10 protein-coding genes are annotated in these 18,453 nt (G+C 71.6%); 7 read left to right on the forward strand and 3 right to left on the reverse strand.

Going from position 1 to position 18,453, the window contains the following annotated elements:
* Nucleotides 1-262 precede the first annotated feature (262 nt).
* From AMK11_RS35735 to AMK11_RS35755, 5 genes are all read left to right on the forward strand, one after another.
* Nucleotides 263-763, forward strand: a complete 501-nt coding sequence (locus tag AMK11_RS35735) for a hypothetical protein (RefSeq protein WP_073732296.1) — start codon at nucleotides 263-265, stop codon at nucleotides 761-763.
* A 12-nt stretch (nucleotides 764-775) separates the two neighbouring features.
* A complete protein-coding gene (locus tag AMK11_RS35740) occupies nucleotides 776-1,114 on the forward strand; it encodes a hypothetical protein (RefSeq protein ID WP_073732297.1) in 339 nt (112 codons plus the stop codon).
* A gap of 124 nt (nucleotides 1,115-1,238) precedes the next feature.
* The gene (locus AMK11_RS35745; protein ID WP_073732298.1) at nucleotides 1,239-1,748 is read left to right on the forward strand and encodes a hypothetical protein; all 510 of its coding nucleotides are present in this window, start codon (nucleotides 1,239-1,241) and stop codon (nucleotides 1,746-1,748) included.
* 46 nt (nucleotides 1,749-1,794) lie between these two features.
* Nucleotides 1,795-2,106, forward strand: coding sequence for a hypothetical protein (locus tag AMK11_RS35750; RefSeq protein ID WP_073732299.1), 312 nt, complete (start codon nucleotides 1,795-1,797; stop codon nucleotides 2,104-2,106).
* Nucleotides 2,107-2,124: 18 nt separating this feature from the next.
* The gene (locus AMK11_RS35755; RefSeq protein ID WP_143194614.1) at nucleotides 2,125-2,367 is read left to right on the forward strand and encodes a hypothetical protein; all 243 of its coding nucleotides are present in this window, start codon (nucleotides 2,125-2,127) and stop codon (nucleotides 2,365-2,367) included.
* A 55-nt stretch (nucleotides 2,368-2,422) separates the two neighbouring features.
* Here AMK11_RS35755 and AMK11_RS35760 read toward each other — a convergent pair whose 3' ends face one another.
* From AMK11_RS35760 to AMK11_RS35770, 3 genes are all read right to left on the reverse strand, one after another.
* A complete protein-coding gene (locus tag AMK11_RS35760; RefSeq protein WP_073732301.1) occupies nucleotides 2,423-3,322 on the reverse strand; it encodes a hypothetical protein in 900 nt (299 codons plus the stop codon).
* Nucleotides 3,322-4,110, reverse strand: coding sequence for a ParA family protein (locus tag AMK11_RS35765; protein ID WP_241847167.1), 789 nt, complete (start codon nucleotides 4,108-4,110; stop codon nucleotides 3,322-3,324). The genes AMK11_RS35760 and AMK11_RS35765 overlap by 1 nt, the downstream gene beginning before the upstream one ends.
* Nucleotides 4,111-4,267: 157 nt before the next feature.
* Nucleotides 4,268-4,975, reverse strand: a complete 708-nt coding sequence (locus tag AMK11_RS35770) for a hypothetical protein (protein WP_073732302.1) — start codon at nucleotides 4,973-4,975, stop codon at nucleotides 4,268-4,270.
* 302 nt (nucleotides 4,976-5,277) lie between these two features.
* Between AMK11_RS35770 and AMK11_RS35775 the strand changes: the two genes are divergently transcribed.
* Entirely contained in the window at nucleotides 5,278-5,568 is a 291-nt protein-coding gene (locus AMK11_RS35775; RefSeq protein ID WP_073732303.1) for a hypothetical protein, read from the forward strand.
* A 485-nt stretch (nucleotides 5,569-6,053) separates the two neighbouring features.
* Nucleotides 6,054-18,401 carry an SNF2-related protein gene (locus AMK11_RS35780; RefSeq protein WP_073732304.1) on the forward strand — a complete coding sequence of 4,116 codons (12,348 nt, stop codon included), beginning with the start codon at nucleotides 6,054-6,056 and terminating at the stop codon, nucleotides 18,399-18,401.
* The last annotated feature ends 52 nt before the right edge of the window (nucleotides 18,402-18,453 follow it).

Consider the following 18,453-nt stretch of genomic DNA (forward strand, 5'->3'; position numbering starts at 1 on the left):
TCGCCGCCCTCCAGGGCCAACCCGAGGGCCTGGCGCTCAAGGAGATCCGCGCCGCCGTCGGCTGCGGCACCGAGGGCGGCCCCGCCACCCGCAGCGTGAACAACGAGGTCAGCACGCTCGCCGCCGAGGGCGAACTCGTCGCGCTCGGCAGGGGCGTCTACCGCCTGCCCTGACCCGCCCCAAAACGGCAGGGGACCGGCTACTCCGTCAAGACCGGCCGGTCCCCTGCCCACTCCCCTGACGCATCGAAGGAGCCACCCCAGTGAACCACCCCGACCGCCCCGCCGGCCGCGCGCTCAGCGAAGCCGAAGCTGAGGCCGAAGCCGCTCGCCTTCTCGCCGAGGCCTACAGCACCAACTCCCCCGTCGCCACGCGGCACAAGGACATGACGCCGGTCCCCGCCGTCGGGACCGCCCCGCCCGAGCCGCAGCCCGGCCGGGCCGCCATGAGCCAGCGCACCACCGATGCCAGCGTCCTCATGCTCGCCGGTGCGGGTTCCGTGTCCATGGTCAGCGTGTCCGCCGGAATCCTGATGTACCTGTCCCAGTACGCCGACCCCGTCGTCTGCGGCATCGTCCTCGGTGCCCCCACGGTCGTCGTCCTCGCCCTCTGCCGCCTCGTCCGCCGGGCCAAGGAAGCCGTGCAGGCCGCCCCGCCCGTCGTCCACCACCACTACGAGGGCACGGTCGTCCAGGACAACACCGAGATCACCACCCACACCCGCGGCGTCATCGCCCGCACCCACAACCGGTTCGAAGGCTGAGAGGGAACGATCGTGAAGCGACCCGACAACGTCCTGGCCGCCGTCCTCGAAACGCACGGCGGGCACTGCGCCTGTCAGGGCGCCTGCGGCAAGACGCACACCGGCGACGGCGAACGCTGCAACGCCGCGAGCAGCGGGAAGAACAAGCCCCTGCTGGCCGCCCCGCAGACCCCGCACGCCACGGACGTGCAGAACGCGGCCGCGCCGCTGGAGGAGCTGCGGCCCTGGTGCTGGCCCTGCTGGCGGGACGCGCTCGCCGCCGAGCGGGCCCGCGCCAACGATCGCCGCACGCAGGAACTGACGGAGATGCAGATCGGCCTGTTCGACGTCGACACCAACGCCGCGGCGTAACGCCCGGCCCGGGTCAAGCGCAACGTCGGCTGACCACCGACGCGGGAGCGGCCGGACTTCTGGCCGGATGCACGGCCGCCCCCGCACTCCCCGTCCAGCTCAACAACCGAGGAGAAGCCTCAGTATGAACCGCAACCGCGCCGCCCACTTTGCCGCCGCCTACGCCCTCTTCCGCATGGCGGCGGACTACGCCGACCACTGGGGGCAGTCCGACTTCGACGCTCAGTGCAAGGGCGCCACCGACGAAGCGCCCGTCACCTACAAGCACGAGGACACCGGCAAGGAGACCGTCGTCGGCACCAAGGGCGGCCGCGCCGCGTGCACCCGCCACGTCATCAACTACACCGCCACCCAGGGCATCGTCCTCGTCGTTGGCTCCCGACTCCTCGGAGTCCGCCTCAACCCCGCAGCCGTCGCCGGCGCTCTCGCGCTCTCCGGCCTGACCCACTACGCCGCCGACCGCCGAGTGCCCAACGGACTCCTTCACCGACTCGCCAAGGCCAGCGGCAAGGAGCGGTTCTACAAGCTCGCCGACCACGGAATGAACGGCGCCTACTGCCTCGATCAGAGCTGGCACCACTCGTTCGAAACCTTCGCCGCGGCGCTCGCCTCCCTCGGGTCCTCGACCCGCTAATCCGAACCCCAGACCGCCATCGACCGGACCAAGGAGACTGCACCGCATGACAACCGCAGAACTGAACCCCGTTGACGCCGCCCGCCAGGCTGGACGTTGGGTGGTCGGCACCTTCTACGGGCATCACGACGACACCAAGGTCGTTGCCGTCGCCATCCGCGACGACTCCGCCTCGCTCCCGTACGGCTGGGAATGCTCCTGCGGGATGGGGCAGCGCTTCCCCAGCGAGGACGGCGTGTGGCGCAGCGCCTGGCGCCACGTCCACCCGCCCCGCTGGCGCGCATGGGCCCGGCGCATGCCGATCCTGGGTCGTCTCGTCCAGCCCACGGCGCGTCTCCAGCACCCCGAGAGGGCCTGACCGGTGACCGGCCGCGCGGTGCCCGCCGACTTGTACGCCGCGCTGCAAGCCTGCTTCCCGCACGGGGGACTGCCCGGCTGGCTCACTGCCGCCGGCTCTCGCTGCGGCACCGGAGTCGCTCCGACCCCGGTCGACGGCGCCGACCGGGCGAGTGAACTCGCCGACCTGGTCGCCCTCGCCCTGTGGGAACTCCTTCAGGACCCCAGCGACGATCCGTTCACCAAGCTGTTCACCGCGGCCTGCGCACGGCACCTGAGCTGACAACAAGAAGCGGGCCCCGTCCTCGGACGGGGCCCGCTTCTTTGCGTTCAGGGGTCTACGCTGCCGCAGCTTCGCCTTCGGGGCTCTCCTCGGCGGCTTCGGTCGCGTCAGTGGCCCCGCCTTCAAGCTCAGTCTCGGCGTCGGGCTCGCTCTCCAGGAACGTGACCTTCACCCCGCTGACCGAGGACAGGACCTCGATCAGGGACTTCACCGCAGTGCGGGCGCGCTTAGGGTCGTGCGCCAGCGCGGCCTGGACGGTGCCCGTGTCGAAGGTCTTCGCGGCCTTCGACAGGGCTCGAACGGCCTTCGCGGGGTCGGTGGCTGGAGTTGAGGGTGTCCCGGCCTCCAGAGACGCGAGGTAGGCGATCACCGCATCCTCGGTCTTCCCCTTCTGCCCGGCAGCGGCCTTCGGGAGGGCCTCCACGGCGCCCTGGACGAGTGCGGCGGTGACGCTTGAGCCCTTGACCTTAACGAGCCCCAGGTACAGGTAGACGGCCGCCTGGACGCCGTGCTCCTCGACCAGTGGCACCAACGCCCACGCGTGTCCGTACCCCAGCTTCGTAGAAACAATTGTTTCCAAACCACCTCCTGGCCTGGCCTGGAACAGTGCTTCGGCTACGCGCCAAGTGCGGATCAGCTTGCCCGCGTACTGCGGGGTGATGTCCCACCTGGCCTGGGTGTACTCCTCGAAGGTCTCGAACTGCGCCCGGTAGAGGCGGGCGTCCCGCACAACTTGGAGTGCCTTACCTGCGGCCCAAAAGGCGAAGCGCAGATTCTCGATGGCGCTCTCGCACTTGACCAACATGTCCTGCTCCTGCGCGATGAGCGCCGGAGTGTCGGTGAGCTGTTTCGTTGGGAGCTTCGCGGAGTCGCCGAGTGCGCGTGCCAACTCGATGGCGTTGTCCGGACGCCCCGGGGCGGCAGGAGCGCCGCCCACATTGATCGCCTTACCCATCAGAGCATCTGCTCCATCGTCAGGGCCACGCGCATGAAGTCCTCACGCGCCTTGAGGGCCGTACCCGACATCTTGTACTCGGTGACCAGAGTGCCGTTCTCGTAGGCGTGCTCGTGGATGGTGTACCGGCGGATCGGGTCGGCGACCCGCGGATAGTTCCGCTCGTCAATCCATGCCTTGACCTTGTTGAGCTGCGTCTCGAACTTGTCCTTGCCGGGATCATGCATGTTGATCACGACCAGGAAGGGGATGCCGCGCGGCTTGAGTACGCGCTCGATCGTGTACTCGCACTCATCCCAGGTGATCTTTGACGGGGTGATCGGGACGATCGCCAAGTCGGCGACCTCCAGCACCTCGCGCAGCGCGTCGGCTGTCCGGCTTTCGCCGAGCGGATCGGCTCCCCACTCGGCGTCAGGGTCGACGTCCAGGAAGCCGGGGGTGTCAACGATGATCCGACGCCGGTCGGGATCGTTGATGATGCCGGGCAAGATGTGCAGCTTCGACTTGGTGACGACGAAGTCGAAGGGGAGGGCCTCCTCTCGTACGCCTGCGCACCACTTCTCCAGGGTGCCCTGGACGTCGATGCCGGCCGCGACGACGGGAGCGCCTGCGGACTCGTCCGCGTTGGACATCACCGCCGATCGGCCCGCGCACGCGGCGGTGTTGACGGCGATGGTGGACTTGCCCGCGCCGCCCTTCTGCTGGATGACGACGATCACTTTCGCCGTTCTGGCGACAGCGTCAGCGGCCGTGTCGATGGCCGTTGACAGGGCTGTGGGTGTACTCATTCCGAGGCCTTCCGTTGATTTCACCGCGCGAGAGGCGGTTACTCGGATCGCGCACAGCTTGCCAGACGTTTGGGGTGTCGATGTGCATCGCGGCATGCCGAAAAGAGCAATGGTGTTCGAGTGAAATCGAACGACTTGGAAACAGTTGTTTCTACTCTCAAGCCTGTTCGGGGATTTCGGGCTGACTCGCTCCCGCTGCTCGGTCGATCGCGGCGCGGAGTAGGTCGCCGGTGGTGAGTACCTTGGCGCGGAGGCGGTCGCGGATCTCCAGTGCGGACTGCGGTGCGGACGGTCGTCCGGCTGCGGCCGTGAGGGCGAGTTCGGCGGGGATGCCGTCGCGTTCGGCTTCGCGGAGGGCGACCTCGACCCCGTCGCCCCATCGGTCTGCCCAGTCCTGGAGTGCTTCGACGGCCTCCTTGCTGGTCCAGTACGCGGCGCGGCGGACGGTGTCACCGAGCTTGTACGGCAGGTTCACCGACACGCGATGGGTGTAGCCGCCGTCCCCCATGGGTGCACTCGGCGGGGTGCCCCACGGGCGGCCCGGCGCCTCCAGCTCGCCTTCCGGGGGCTTGGGCCACTCGCGGTCCATGCCGCGGGCGCGCAGCTCCTCGCGTACGGCGCGGGTCGCGATGTCGTCCCGGGTGCCGCCGAACTCGCCGGCGCGTCGCATCCGGGCAACCCGGGCCCGGATGTCGCGTCGGACGGCGGCTGCCTCTCGCCGCGACATGCCGGGCACGATCAGCTCCCGTCGGCGTGTGGCGATCCACTCCTCCTCGCGGTCCCGTTCGTCCTTGCGGCGCGCGTTGAGCGCCTTCAAGGCGTCCTCGGTCACCGCCACGTGGAACTTCATCTTCACCGTCGCCATGGAGGAAATGTAGCCAGATAATTGGAGGCGTACCGCTGCCGCTGGAACGCGGGGTGCCGTGAGGCAACCACCGGTGCGGCAGGGGAAATCCGCTGTTGGTGAGTCGTAGGGTCAAAGAGGATGGATCATGTCCGGCCGCTCTTGAGCATCCGGGCGAGGCCGGGGGGCGCCCCTGGCCCCGTCCGTGGTGACAGTGCGCCGGGCCGGGTCCATGGCCTGTGCCCTACCAGCACCACGGGGGAGTACGCGTATGAGCATTGGGGGAGTGGAGCCGCCGCTCCACGAGGACGAGGAGAACCGCAGTGACGCAGCTCAGCAGGCACGGGCAGACGGCTCGGGAGTATTGGGAGACGTACCGGCCGCAGGCCCTGGAGTCGCTGGGGGGCCCGGAGCAGCAGGCGGCGTTCTTCCAGGAGCTGGACCTGCGGGTGGCGGAGAAGATCGGGCAGACGACGACCGAACTCCTCCAGAAGCTGCCGATGGAGCAGCGCGCGGCGGCCCGGCGGGCGACCCGGTCGCAGGCGCAAGAGCTGGTGTACGCGGAGGAGATCTGGCTGGAGAAGGAGCCGGGGACGGAGCACCGGGAGATGTAGCTCCTCCTCGCTTCCGGCCGGAGGGGCAGCGGGACCTCGCCCCTGCGGGGCAGGGGGAGCGGGCCCGCGCCAACCTCGCGGCCCTGGAGACGCTGCGCGTCCTGGAGCGCGAGCAGCGAGCGGCCACCGAGGAGGAACAGCGGACGCTCGCGCGCTGGTCCGGTTGGGGCGCCCTGCCCGTCATCTTCAACCCGCGGCCGGCGCGTGCGGCGTTCGACGCGGATGAGCCCTTCGAGCGGGCCGTAGCGCGCTGGGACGCGGTCAGTGACCTGCGCGAGCAGATCCGGGAACTCCTCTCCGAGGACGAGTGGGCGGCGGCCCGGCGCAACACGATCAACGCGCACTACACCGACGCCGACCTGGTCCGTTCGATCTGGGGCGCGGTCCGCGGGCTGGGCTTCACCGGCGGCCGCGTCCTCGAACCCGGCAGCGGCAGCGGCAACTTCATCGGCTTCGCGCCGATCCTGACCTCGACCCCGGTGCAGATGACCGGTGTGGAGGTCGAGCCGACCACCGCAGCGATTGCCCGCCACCTGTACCCGGATGCCGAGATCATCACCAGCGGCCTGGAAGAGGTCCCGCTCGCCGACGGCGGGTTCGACGGCGTCGTCGGCAACGTGCCCTTCGGCCGCTACAAGCGGTTCGACAAGGTCCACAACGCCGACCTGTCGCTCTCCGTCCACGACCACTTCGTGCTGAAGTCGCTGTACGCCACCCGGCCGGGCGGCGTCGTCGCGCTCATCACCTCGCGCTACACCATGGACGCGGAGAAGCCGGACGCGCGTGAGCGCATGTACCAGCTCGGCGACCTGGTCGGCGCGGTCCGTCTGCCCGCCCGGGCCCACGCGGCGGCGGCCGGGACGGACGTCGTCACCGACGTGCTGTTCCTGCGGCGCCGGATGCCCGGCGAGGAACCGGGGGACAAGGCGTGGCTGACCTCCCGCAAGCGGGTGCTGCCCGGCCACGACGATGAACTCGCGGTGAACTCCTACTTCGACGCGCACCCCGAGTACGTGCTCGGCGAGCTGCGCGCGGGCTCCCGGGAGTGGGGGCCGGAGGTCACCGTCGTCGGCCGTACCGACCAGGCGCCGGCGGAGTCCCTGGCGGCCGCGGCCGCCGCCATCGCGGTGGAGGCCCGGGCCGCCGGGCTCACCGCGGCCGCCGACCAGCGCGCCGAGCCGGTGCAGACGATCGTCACCGGCGGCACCGAGGGAGCGCTCGGGCTGGACACCGAGGGCAACCCCACGATCATCGACGGCGGCCGCCCGGTCCCGCTGGAGATCCACCCCGACCAGCGCGACCAGCTTGTCCAGCTCATCCGTCTCAAGGGCCTGACCCTGAAGCTGTACGAGACGGAGGCGGACACCCCCGAGCCGGGGGAGACTCCGCAGCTCGCGGCGCTCCGCGCGGAGCTGCGGGTGGCGTGGCGGGACTACCGCAAGAAGCACCCGCCGCTGACCAAGCCGCGCCAGCACTACGTCTTCACGCCTCCCGAGGCCCGCGAGCAGGCCAAGGCGCAGGGCCTGAAGGAAGTCCCGGCCGCGTGGAAGCAGCGCACCGCGTTCGCCTGGATTGACGACGATCCCGACGCCTCGCTGCTGTTCGGCCTGGAGGAGTGGGACGAACGCACGGGCAAGGGCACCGAGCAGAAGGTGCTGCTGACCCGCGTCCTGGAGCCGCGCATCCTGCCGGCCCGGGCCAACAGCCACGAGGACGCCATCGCCCTGGCGATGGAGTACGACGGCGGGCGCCTGGACATGAGCCGGGTCGCCAGCCTCCTGGGGCTGGACGAGGAGAGCGCGGCCGCGCAGTGTGCGGACGCCGGGCTCGCCTACCGCGACCCGCTCCAGGACGACGCGTGGGAGCCCCGGCACCGCTACCTGTCCGGCAACGTGCGCGCCAAGCTCGCGGCCGCCCGGGAGCGGGCCGCCGAGGACCCGACGTTCCAGGGCAACGTCTCCGCCCTGGAGCGGGTCCAGCCCGCCGACCTGGCGCCCTCCGAGATCAAGGCGAAGATCGGCGCCCCGTGGATTCCGGTCGAGACCTACAACGACTTCCTCGCCCATCTGGGCTTCGAGGACGCCAGCGTGCTGCACGCGGGCGGCACCGTGTGGGAGGTCCGCGGCGCGAAGAACGGGGACCTGGCGCGCACCGAGTGGGGCACCAGCTCCCGGCCGACGCAGGACCTGTTCACCGCGCTGCTGCGGCAGGCCGACTCGACCATCCAGGTCACCTACCGCGACAACGAGGGCCGGACCTACGTCGATAAGGCCGCCACGGACGAGGCGCAGGAGAAGGCCCGGCTGATCGCGGAGGCCTTCGAGGACTGGGTGTGGGCCGACGAGACCCGCGCGGCCAACCTCGCGAAGATCTACAACGAGCAGTTCAACAACCTGGTGCTGCCCGAGTATTCGGGCTCCGCGCTGACCCTTCCCGGCCTGATCAGCGGCTGGAACATGAAGGAGCACCAGAACGCCGCGATCCGTCGGATCGTCAACGAGCCGACGGCGCTGCTCGCGCACGTCGTCGGCGCGGGCAAGACGGCGACCATGGCCGCCGGCGCGATGGAACTGCGCCGCACCGGCCTGGCGAAGAAGCCGTGCCTGATCGTGCCGAACCACATGCTCAAGCAGTGGTCGCGGGAGTTCCGGCAGCTCTACCCGAACGCGAAGATCCTGGCGATCACCGCGAGCGACCTGAACAAGAAGCGCCGCGCCAAGTTCATGGGCCGGATCGCGGGCGGCGACTGGGACGCCGTGATCCTCACGCACGAGGCGTTCAACCGGGTGCCCCTGCGGCCGGACACCCAGCGCAACTACCTCGACCACGAGATGAAGTCGCTGCGCGACCAGCTCGACATCGCTGCTCAGGCCGGGATGCACCGCAACACGGTCAAGCAGATCGAGGAGAGTCTGGCCAACGCGGAGGCCAAGCTCCAGCAGCAGATCGAGTCCATGGGCGACGACAACGGCGTCTACCTGGAGGACACCGGCGTCGACTACGTCTTCCTGGACGAGGCGCACGAGTACAAGAACCTGCGCACCGTCTCGGCGATCCCCGGCGCCGCGATCCAGGGCTCGGCGAAGGCCACCAAGCTCCACATGGTGCTGGACTACCTGCGCACGACCAATGAGTCCGACCGTGTGGCGACCCTGGCCACCGGCACCCCGATCGCCAACTCGGTGACCGAGGCCTACGTCCTCAAGCGCTACCTCGCCCCTCAGATCCTGGAGGAGATGGGGCTCGACGCCTTCGACAACTGGGCCGCCACCTTCGGTGAGGTCGTCTCCCAACTGGAGCCCGACCCCAAGGGTGACGGGTACAAGTACAAGGCGCGCTTCAGCCGCTTCTTCAACGTGCCGGAGCTGATGGCGGCGTACAGGACGTTCGCCGACGTGCAGATGGCGGAAGACCTGGACCTGCCCACGCCGCCCGTGCTGGAGAACGAGGACGGGCAGCGCGGCGAGACCGTCCTCATCCCGCCGACGCCGGCGCAGCGCCAGTTCATCAAGGAGCTGCCGCACAAGCCCTGGGTGCGCAAGCCCGGCGGCGTCCTCAAGGCCCTCGGCGAGGGCCTGCGCGCCTCCGTCGACCTGGACCTGGTCGACGCCACCGAGGCGCTGCGCAACCTCGGCTTGAGCATCACGGCCGACCAGATCTCCAGCGAAGACCCGGCGGGCGGCGGGCGCGTGCTGGACATGGAGAAGGTCGCCGACCTCGCCGACGCTGCCGCCGTCGACATGCGCAGCGTCGGCGGCAGCAAGGAGATGGGCAGCAAGATCCCGTATGCGGCCGAGAAGATCGCGGAGATCTGGCAGGAGACGAAGGACATCGTCTACCCGGTCTCCGGGGACGACCCGACCCCGCAGGAACTGCCCGGCGGCCTCCAGCTCGTCTTCCTGGACGAAGGCACCCCCGGCAGCACCGCCAAGCACGCCGCCGACCTGTACGCGGACCTGCGCGACGAACTGGTGCAGCGGGGGATGCCGCGCGAGTCCATCCGCTTCATCCACGAGGCGGCCACCGACCGCAAGAAGGAGAAGCTGTTCGCCGACTGCCGCTCCGGGCGCGTCCGCGTTTTGGTCGGATCTACGCAGAAGATGGGCACGGGCACGAACATCCAGGACAGGGCGGTCGCGCTGCACCACCTGTCCTACCCGTGGCGGCCGGCGGACATGGCCCAGCGCGACGGCCGTATCGAGCGGCGCGGCAACCTCAACGCCCCGTGGATCGAGAAAACCCCCGACCACGTCCGCATCCTGTACTACATCACCGAGCGCACCTTCGATGAGTTCCGGCTGACCACCCTCGCCCGCAAGGCGAGGTTCATCGGCCAGATCCAGCGCAAGGACTTCAGCGCCCGAGAGATCGAGGACATCGGCGCCGACGCCATCAACCTCGGCATGCTCTCCGCCCTGGCCTCCGGTGACCCGGCGATCCTGCAACTGGCTGAGGCCACCGCCGAACGCGCCCGGCTCCAGGGCCTGGCCCGAAGCTGGGACCGCCAGCAGGACACCCGCACGCAGCAGCTCGGCGACATTGACGACTTCCTCGCCCGCGCGGACACCGCCCTGGAAGGCATGCGGGCGGCGGCCCCCAACCGGCGCCCGACCACCGGCGACGACTTCGCCATGACCGTGGGCGACGCCACCTACCGCAGCCGCGACGCGGCCGCGAACGCGCTCGGGGCCAAGATGGTCGCCATCGCCCAAGACCAGTCGCTGCGGCCCGGCGAGCGCGTCCCGGTCGGCACCTTCGGCGGGCAGGACTTCCACGCGGAGGTCGCCTACGGGGCCAGCGGCCGCCGCCAGATGCGCCTGCGCTTCGCCTGGGGGTACGTCGTACCGCTGGGCCAGCGCGAGGACCGTGCGCAGTGGCAGGCCTCATCCGTCACACAGTCCAACGGCCGCGGCGCCATCCGGAGCCTGGAGCACTTCCTCAACCACCTGGACGACGACCTCGTCAAGCTGGAGCAGTCGGCCGAGTCCCTGCGGGCCCGCCGCGAGGAGATCACCTCCAACCTCCGCCCGAAGGACGAGAACCCCTACCGCATCCAGGCCCGTTCCAAGGAACGGGAGGAGAAGGCGCTGGGCAAGCTGGTCGTCGCCAACGAGAAGGAGGCCGCCCTCGCCGAGCGGGTCGAACGGGCCGCGAGCGTCAACGAGGACGCCGCCGAGGAGGTCAACGAGGAACTCGAAGCGCTGCGCGAGCACATCGCCAACCTGCGCAAGACCATCGCCGACGAACACCAGATCCAGGCCCGGGCCCGGGGCCTGACGCAGGACGAGAGCCGGTCCGACGACGCGCCCAACCCTGACGCGCCTAGCCCCGCGGAAAAGGCCGCGTTGGAAGCGCTCGCCCAGGAGATGGCCGATGCGTTCTTTCCCGAGGACAGTGCCCAACGGCCGACTGCGCGGCCGTCTGCCGGCGGCGCCGAGCCCGGGCAGGAGGACCCGCCGGCCGAAGCGCAGGACCAGTCCGGCCCGGACGCCGAGCCCGGACAGAGCACCCCTGAACCCGATGCTCCCGGTGAACCCGAGACGGAGCCGTCCCCCGGCCCGGTGACGCCCGAGGCCTCGGGCGACGGTGCGGCCGACGACGAACAGGACAGGGAACAGCGGTTCAGGGAAGAGGTGGACGACCTCTTCTCCGGCGCCGTGCCGGAGCCGGAGGAGCCCGCCTCGCCCGAGGAGACGGCACCGCTCCAGGAGCTGGTCGACCTGTTCGGCGACCGGGTGTCGGTCACGCACATCGGCGGCCCGCAGCCCCCGGCGGAGTCCGCCACCGAGGTGCCCGCCGGTGAGCCGGACACCCCTGCCCCACAGCCGGAGCCCCAGCCGGAGCCGGAGCCGGAGCAGCACACCGGCCCCTCGCCGGCCATGGCCCGGTGCGCGGCCGTCCTGCGGTACTACGAGCCGCTGTTGCAGCGCCACAAGCTGTCCGGCCGCGACGTCGTCGCCTACATCGACCGGCCCGGCGTCGGGTTCTCCTACGACCCGGACAACCCTCTGCCCGAGCTGATCCACCAGATCGGCAAGGTCGCCGAACGCGTCGGCGGGTCCTACCGCGTCAGCTACAACGAGTGGGTCAACTACCAGGTCGGCGAGCGTCGCCAGCAGCAGAGCGACGACCTGACCAACCTGAACCTGGATCTGCTCACCCTGTATCAGGGGGAGACCGACCCCCTGTTGATGGTCGACCTGGAGGCGATCCTCGCCGCTCCGCCCGGAACCGTCATCGAGCTGCCGTCCGAGGCGCAGATCGAGGCGGAAGAGGCGGCCGCGGCCCGTATCGTGATCGACCACGACGCGGAGGGCACCGAGGTCCGCAACACCCCGCGCGGCGGGGACCAGCGCATCCGGGATGCGCTGAACGACCTGAACTTTCAGTGGTCGAGCCGTCAGCAGAAGTGGTACCAGCGTCGCGGCACCCCCTTCGAGGACCGTGACACGGCGGTACGCGGCCTGCGCGCCGCCTTCGAGCGGCTGGGCGTCGCCTACACCTACAACGGCCCCGACCAGCAGGACACAGAAGAGACCACGGAGGCCGCCCCGCAGGAGACCGGAGCCCCGACCGGGCCGGTGCAGACCGAGCCCGCTGCGGACGTCTCCGCCACGCATGAGGCGGCCCTCGCCCCTGCTCGCCAGTCCGCCGGATGGGCCATCATGGCGGTCCTCAGCGAAGACCAGGTGCGCGGGCTGGTCAGTGCCGTCGCGGTCGACGGTCAGCCGGTCAGCACCCAATCCCGGCGCCTGCCGGGGGACCGGGTGCGGGAGTGGATCGCCGAGCAGCGGCAGACGCCGACGACAGCCTTCTACGCCTCGGACAGCAGTGAGCTGCCCTCCGTCCTGCGCGGCGGCGGCGACGTGCGCCTGTCGGCCCACATCAACGGGCTGACCATCGACCAGGGCGACGTGTCTTTCCGGACCCCGTGGGAGCACCTCCCTGCCTGGATCGACGCCGCCGTCGCGCACGACACTGCCACCCGCTCCAGTGACCTGCCTGCGTGGCGCTATGGCCGTCTGGACCACGAGATCCATTTCCGGATCGACGAGCGCAACGAATCCGCGGCCCTGGCGCTCCGCGCCCTGGCCACAGCGCTGCGCGAGACCGCCCCGCCCACCGACGAACAGTTCGCCGAAGCACGGGCCAAGTTCGCCCCGGTGGCTGCGGCCGCCGACGCGGAGCCCGAGCCGGACACGGTCAGCCCTGAGCCCGCCCCGCCGGCCGCCGCCGAATCGCAGACCGAGCCCGCCGCACCTGGCGACACGGGGGCGCCGGAGAACGGGCCGGAGGACCCGGAGGCCGACGACACCGACACCGACACCGTCCCGGCAGCCGAGGACACGGTGGTCGTGCAGACGCCGGACGGACCCGGCAGGGTCATCGGCACCGACGACGGCGACCTGGTGCTGGTCACCACCGAGTCCGGCACACGCGTCTGGGAACGCGGTGAGGTGCAGTGGCCCGACGGCTCGGTCCAGCCGGAGAACACCGACCGGGCCACCAAGGAGCGACAGAACGCCGCGGACGCCGCGCAGGCCGCGACCTCCGAGGGCATCGAGCTGCGCTACGGCAACGGCAACCGGCTGGTCGACCTGGACACCGAGGCCGGACACGGCACCGTGGTCGACGCCGACGGCGCGGTGATCGGCTGGGTCCGTGCCCGCATCGGCGACGACGGCCGCCGCTACTGGTGGGCGCAGGACGCACGCGGCGGTTCCCCCGACGACATGCCCTACCACGAGTCGCTGCCGCCCACAGCGGGCGTACCGGCGATCCGGGCGGCCGGGAGCATCCGCTCCGAACTGCACGCGGTCAAGGAACCGACACACCGCAGCCCCATCCCTGCCGAGTACGCCGCCCGCGAGGTGCGGCTGACCACGGCTCAGGTCCGGGAACTGCGCCGCCTGGTGCTCGATGCCACCTACTCGGACGGCACCCCGATCGAGCCGCCGGAGTGGGTGGCCTCGCACCGCAAGTACGTCCTGAACACCGCACAGATGCAGGCCCTCGGCGACGCGGCGCAGGCCGCCGCCGACGCCTTCCCCGGCGTCACCGCCGAGGAACGGCGCACCGCCCGCGTGCTGCGCAACGCCGCCGAGCGCTTCGAGTTCGAGGTGTACGACACCGCCCGGTGGCGGGCCACCATCCCGCCGATCGGGGAGACGGACCCCTACGCCGGGCCCTACCAGCCTCGCCCCCGGCCGGAGGCACCCGAGGCGGAGCAGCAGACGACGGACACGCCCGCCCCGACCCCTGAGCCCGCGGACACCGAGACGCAGGACTCCGCCGCGAACGAGGCGGACCCTGCGGCCCCGGCGGACACCGGCGCCCCGGCACCGGCCGAAGCACCGGAGGAGGCGGCCCCCGCCGACCCCCAGCCCGAGGACGGCACTCAGGCGGCACCGGACACCACGGCGGTGGACACCCCCGCGCCGGACCCCGCACTCACGGAGGCCGCCGACCCTGGGCCGCCGACCGACGCAGCACCCGAGGACGACGAGACGCAGCTCGACCTCTTCCCCAGCGAGACCCCGGAGCCCCCGGCGCCCACGCGTCGGCCCGGCGGCCGGCGGCGCGTCAGCCGGAGGGAGCCCGCCATCCACCCGCGCGCCGAGGGCGGCCCGGAAGACGGACGCCTGGGCGTCTACGGGCACGCCGGGCACGGCGAGTGTGACCGGTGCGGCACCTCCGACACCGACCGCTACACGATGGTGTGGAGCTGGCACAGCGGCACCGAGGACGGCGGCGCCATGGCCGCCGAGTGTGGGAGCTGTGTCGAGCTGACCACCGGCCTGACCTACAAGGAGTACCGGCGCCAGGCCGACGTCGCCGAGGCCCGGCGCGGCGGCCGCCGCATCGTTCCCGTCCCGCACGCACAGGGCGATGTCACCGGCAGCCGCACGGCCGAGAACGAATGGACCTACGTCCACCAGCCCACCGGCAAGCGTTACCGCCTCGCCGAGGAAACCCCCAGCGGATACCGCGGATTCGTCCTGCGGGACCTGTACGGCATCTCCCAGGGCACGGGCATCTCCACGAGTTCCGGCTATGAACTCGCGGAGCGGGCGGCCCTTGGCCGCACTGCGGAGACCCACCCGACCAGCAGCGACGACTGGGTGTTCTTCAGCTACCGGGACGACGGCGGCAAGCTGACTCTGCACGAGGGCGAGAACATCAGCAGCCGTCAGCCCAACAGCCCGCGCGGGAGCGGGCCGTTCGAGCACGGTCCGCGCTGGGACGTCACCGTCGGCGGCACCGACTACCAGGTGGAGATGGTCTACCAGCAGGGCCAGCCCGGCGAGGACGGCCACCGGTTGGAGGTCACCGCCCCGGACGGCACCAGCACCCGCCACGTGCACTGGGACGGTGTGCTGGAGTGGGCACGCGAACGCGTTCGCGTGCCCGAACCGGACCGGGCGGTCGTACCACTGGCCGCGCCGCTGGCCGAGGCCGAAGAAGCCCTCACCGCCGCGGAGGGCATCCGCGAAGGCATCCAGCGCCGCAGCACCACCACGGCCCTGGTCCAGGCGCGCGAGGCCTGGGAGCGGGCCCGGACCCAGTACGAGGCCGGTCGGCTCGCCGAAGGGGACGGTCACCTCGCCACGGCGCGCAGTCACGCGATCCTGGCCCGGTACCGGGAGAGCAGTCATGCCGACTTCCGGCCGCTCATGGACGCCGTGCGCCGGTTCCACGACGCAGTGGACGAGGTCCTCTACCCGGGCGGCGCGGGCTGGCGGCCGGCGGTGGGCGACTACGTCCGCGCCCGACACCGCTTCGTGCCGGAATCCGAGGGCTTCTGGATGAAGGTCACCGCGATCGGGGTCGACGGCATCCACGTCGAGTCCGGTTCGACCGGCGACGCCAAGACCGTCGTGCAACCCACCGACCTCGGGCCGCACGCTGATCTGCCCTGGCAGGAACAGCCCTCCCGGGCCCCCGGCGAGCCGAGGGCGTCGGACCAGGAGCGGCGGGACCTCCTCGGCATGCCGCCGCAGCCGGCGCCCGAACCCGCCCCCGCGCGGCCGCAGAGCCCGCCCGCCGACCTGGACGAGGAGCAACTGGACCTCTTCGCCGCCGGGGCCCCGGAGGCACCCGCCGCCCCGGAGGAGGCGGCACCGGCGGCCGACCCGGTCGACACCACGGCGTCCGACAGCGAGGCGCCACGCGAGGGCAGTCTGGGCCTGGTCGACGGGGAGAGCGTCACGTACCTGGGTGACCTGGACGGCCGCTACGAGGTCACCCTTCCTGGCACCAGCTACCTGCTGTTCCTGCCCTCCATCGAGTACCGGCGCACGAAGTTCGCCGTCGCATCGAACGAGGACCCGGACGCCATGTCCCCGAAGCGGCTGCGCCGGTTCGAGGAGGCGGAGGAGATCATGCCCTGGCTGCGGGCCCACGCCTCCAGGCAGCAGACCGGCTACGTCTTCCGTGACGGTGCCTGGAGTGAAGCCCCGCAGGCCGCCGCACCGGAGCCGCCGACGGACATCGCGGCCGCCGAGGACGAACAGCTCGACCTTCTCGGGACCGACGACACCGCCCCCGGCCCGGACACGAACCCGCCTCCTCCCGACGCGCTGTCCGACGAGGAGACAGCCCCCGACGCGTCGCCGGACGACGCCCCCGCGCCGCAGGGCGCAGATGAGGAACCAGACCAGCAAGACCAGGAGGAATCAGTGGCAGACGAGCCGGAACCCAGCTCCGTCGCGACGGACGTCCCGGCCGTCGCCCCGGCCGTGGAAGACCACCCGGCGGAAGTCGACGTGCAGGAGGAAGCGGAGACTGCCGTGGACGTCGAAGACCCGCCCGAGCCGCGGGCCTTCACCGAGACGTTCCCGCTCCCCGCCGATGCCCGCTACCGACTCCGGCTGACCACGGTGGAAGGCGAGGGCCCCCGCGAGGGCGAGCTGCAATACGGCGACGTCATCGTCGCCGCTGTGCGCCTGTCCGCCTCGGGGCGCTGGTTCGCCCGGCTGGCGATCGACGGCATGCCCGCCGACGTCACCGAACTCAACGGCTCGCCGATGGATGCCGCACGCCAGGGCGCGGTGATGTTCGCGGTCGTCACCGGGGAGCCGTACGGTGAGCCGCCGGTCGCCGTCAACGTCCGGGGGCCGCAGTCGCGGGCGGACGTGATGCGTGTCGAACTGCGCACCGCCGCCGAGCAGCACCTGCGCACCATCACCGTGGCGGCCGCGCGGGCGAGCGAGAACTACGAGCAGAGCCCCTCGTTCCAGGCCCTGAGCGTCCAACTCGGGCGTCTCGGCGCCGCCGACGTGGAGGACCACGGCTCGCGACAGATGGCTGCGAACCTCAACGCGGTCCAGGAGGCGGTCCGGGCCTGGGGAGCCGCGCTGCCAGCGGACCCCGCCCTCGATGAGCGTCAGCATCTCGCGTTCCCGCTCATGAACCTGTTGCACGAGACCACGCGACTGCACGGCCGCCTCCAGGCCACGCTGGACGCGATGGTGGCCGACCGTGCCGCCGCCCAGGAGCGGGAGGCCGCGGCCGCCGCCGCTGTGCCGGACGAACCCGCCCGCGACGACAGCGCGGAGCGGGCGCCGGAGCCCGCCCCGGAACCGGCGGCCGCCGGGACGCCGGGGGCGCCCGAGCCCGCCGACACACCCGGCCCAGAACCGGCTCCCGAGGCGACCGACCAGCCTGCCCCGCTTCCCGACGCCCCGGAGGAAACCGAGATGGCCACGCCCGCCCGTCCCGCGACACCCGACAGTCCGGCGGCCCCCGGCCCGGACGGCGCCGTCGAGCCGGGCGAGGAGCAGCCGCCGGCCGACGTCGCGCCGGACGAGGGCCGTGTCGAACGCACCGGCCCCACCGAACCCGCGCCGCCCGCCGCCACGGAGCCGGACGCCGACCTGCCGCTGTGGACCGGCCCGACGGAGGCCTCCGGCCCGGAGGAGGACCGACCGCTCGACGTCGTCGCCGACTTCGCGGCCGTTCAGGAGGCGTGGGACGAACACGTGCCCGCCGACAAGGGCACGGGCGCGGACCTGTTCGCCACCGTGGAGGACGAACTTCAGCGGTTGGAGGCGCTGTTCGCCGATGCCCTCTCCAAGCTGAACCCGCCCGCCGAGGCGCAGCCCGCCCCCGCGCCGATCGCCGAGGCGCAGCCCGCTCCCACCGTCCCGGCGGCTGCGGCATCTGCTGAAGCGGAGAAGGCGCCGGACCGTGAGCAGTCGGCGGACGCGGTCAACGCGGCTCTGCGGGAGGCGGACGCCCACGCGCCGGCGCTTCAGGGCCTGCCAGAGTGGCAGCGCATCCAGAGCGTGCGGGGGGCCTTCGGCCACCTGATGCACGTCATGAAGGAGCGGGCGGGCGAGCACTTCGGCAAGCTCATGGCCGACGGCCGCGTCGGCGACTTCGTGCGTCGCGTCTCGATCAAGGTGTGCGAGAAGGTCGCCGGGTGGGCACAGGCCGCCGCCGACAAGCTGCGCCGCCCGGACGAACGGGGTCCGGGCGAACGGGGTGCGGACAGGCGCGAGGAGCTGCCGAGCGCGGAGGCGCTGCTGAGGCTGGGAGATGCGGCCATCGAGTATCGGGGCTCGCGGCGCGCGGGCGGCGGCAGTACCCCGCCCTCCCCGAACGGCACGGCCGCCCCGGTGGACATCCCGGAGATGCGCAAGATGGGGGAGGCGCTGAACCGGCCGATGCCCGGGGCCAAGCGCGGGGTGTCCGCGGCCGCCGCCCGTGGCCGGTCGACCACCACGAAGCGCGGGAAGAAGCCTGCACCTGGCGGCAGCGCCGAGCAGGCCGGACACCTGCGCCGCGGCGGCGCCGAGCAGACGCAGGCGCGCAAGCCCACCCAGCGGTAGGCGTTCGGCCCGCCTGGACTCACCCCGCCAACTCCCCTCTTAAGAGGTGAAT

The sequence above is a fragment of the Streptomyces sp. CB02414 genome, assembly GCF_001905385.1.
GTDB lineage: Bacteria > Actinomycetota > Actinomycetes > Streptomycetales > Streptomycetaceae > Streptomyces.

What these genes read in the sequence shown, in the direction of transcription:
- AMK11_RS35750 (WP_073732299.1), top strand. Translation starts at nt 1,795, where the DNA reads ATGACAACCGCAGAACTGAACCCCGTTGACGCCGCCCGCCAGGCTGGA.
- AMK11_RS35760 (WP_073732301.1), bottom strand. Translation starts at nt 3,322, where the DNA reads ATGGGTAAGGCGATCAATGTGGGCGGCGCTCCTGCCGCCCCGGGGCGT.
- AMK11_RS35765 (WP_241847167.1), bottom strand. Translation starts at nt 4,110, where the DNA reads ATGAGTACACCCACAGCCCTGTCAACGGCCATCGACACGGCCGCTGAC.
- AMK11_RS35745 (WP_073732298.1), top strand. Translation starts at nt 1,239, where the DNA reads ATGAACCGCAACCGCGCCGCCCACTTTGCCGCCGCCTACGCCCTCTTC.
- AMK11_RS35780 (WP_073732304.1), top strand. Translation starts at nt 6,054, where the DNA reads ATGACCGGTGTGGAGGTCGAGCCGACCACCGCAGCGATTGCCCGCCAC.
- AMK11_RS35770 (WP_073732302.1), bottom strand. Translation starts at nt 4,975, where the DNA reads ATGGCGACGGTGAAGATGAAGTTCCACGTGGCGGTGACCGAGGACGCC.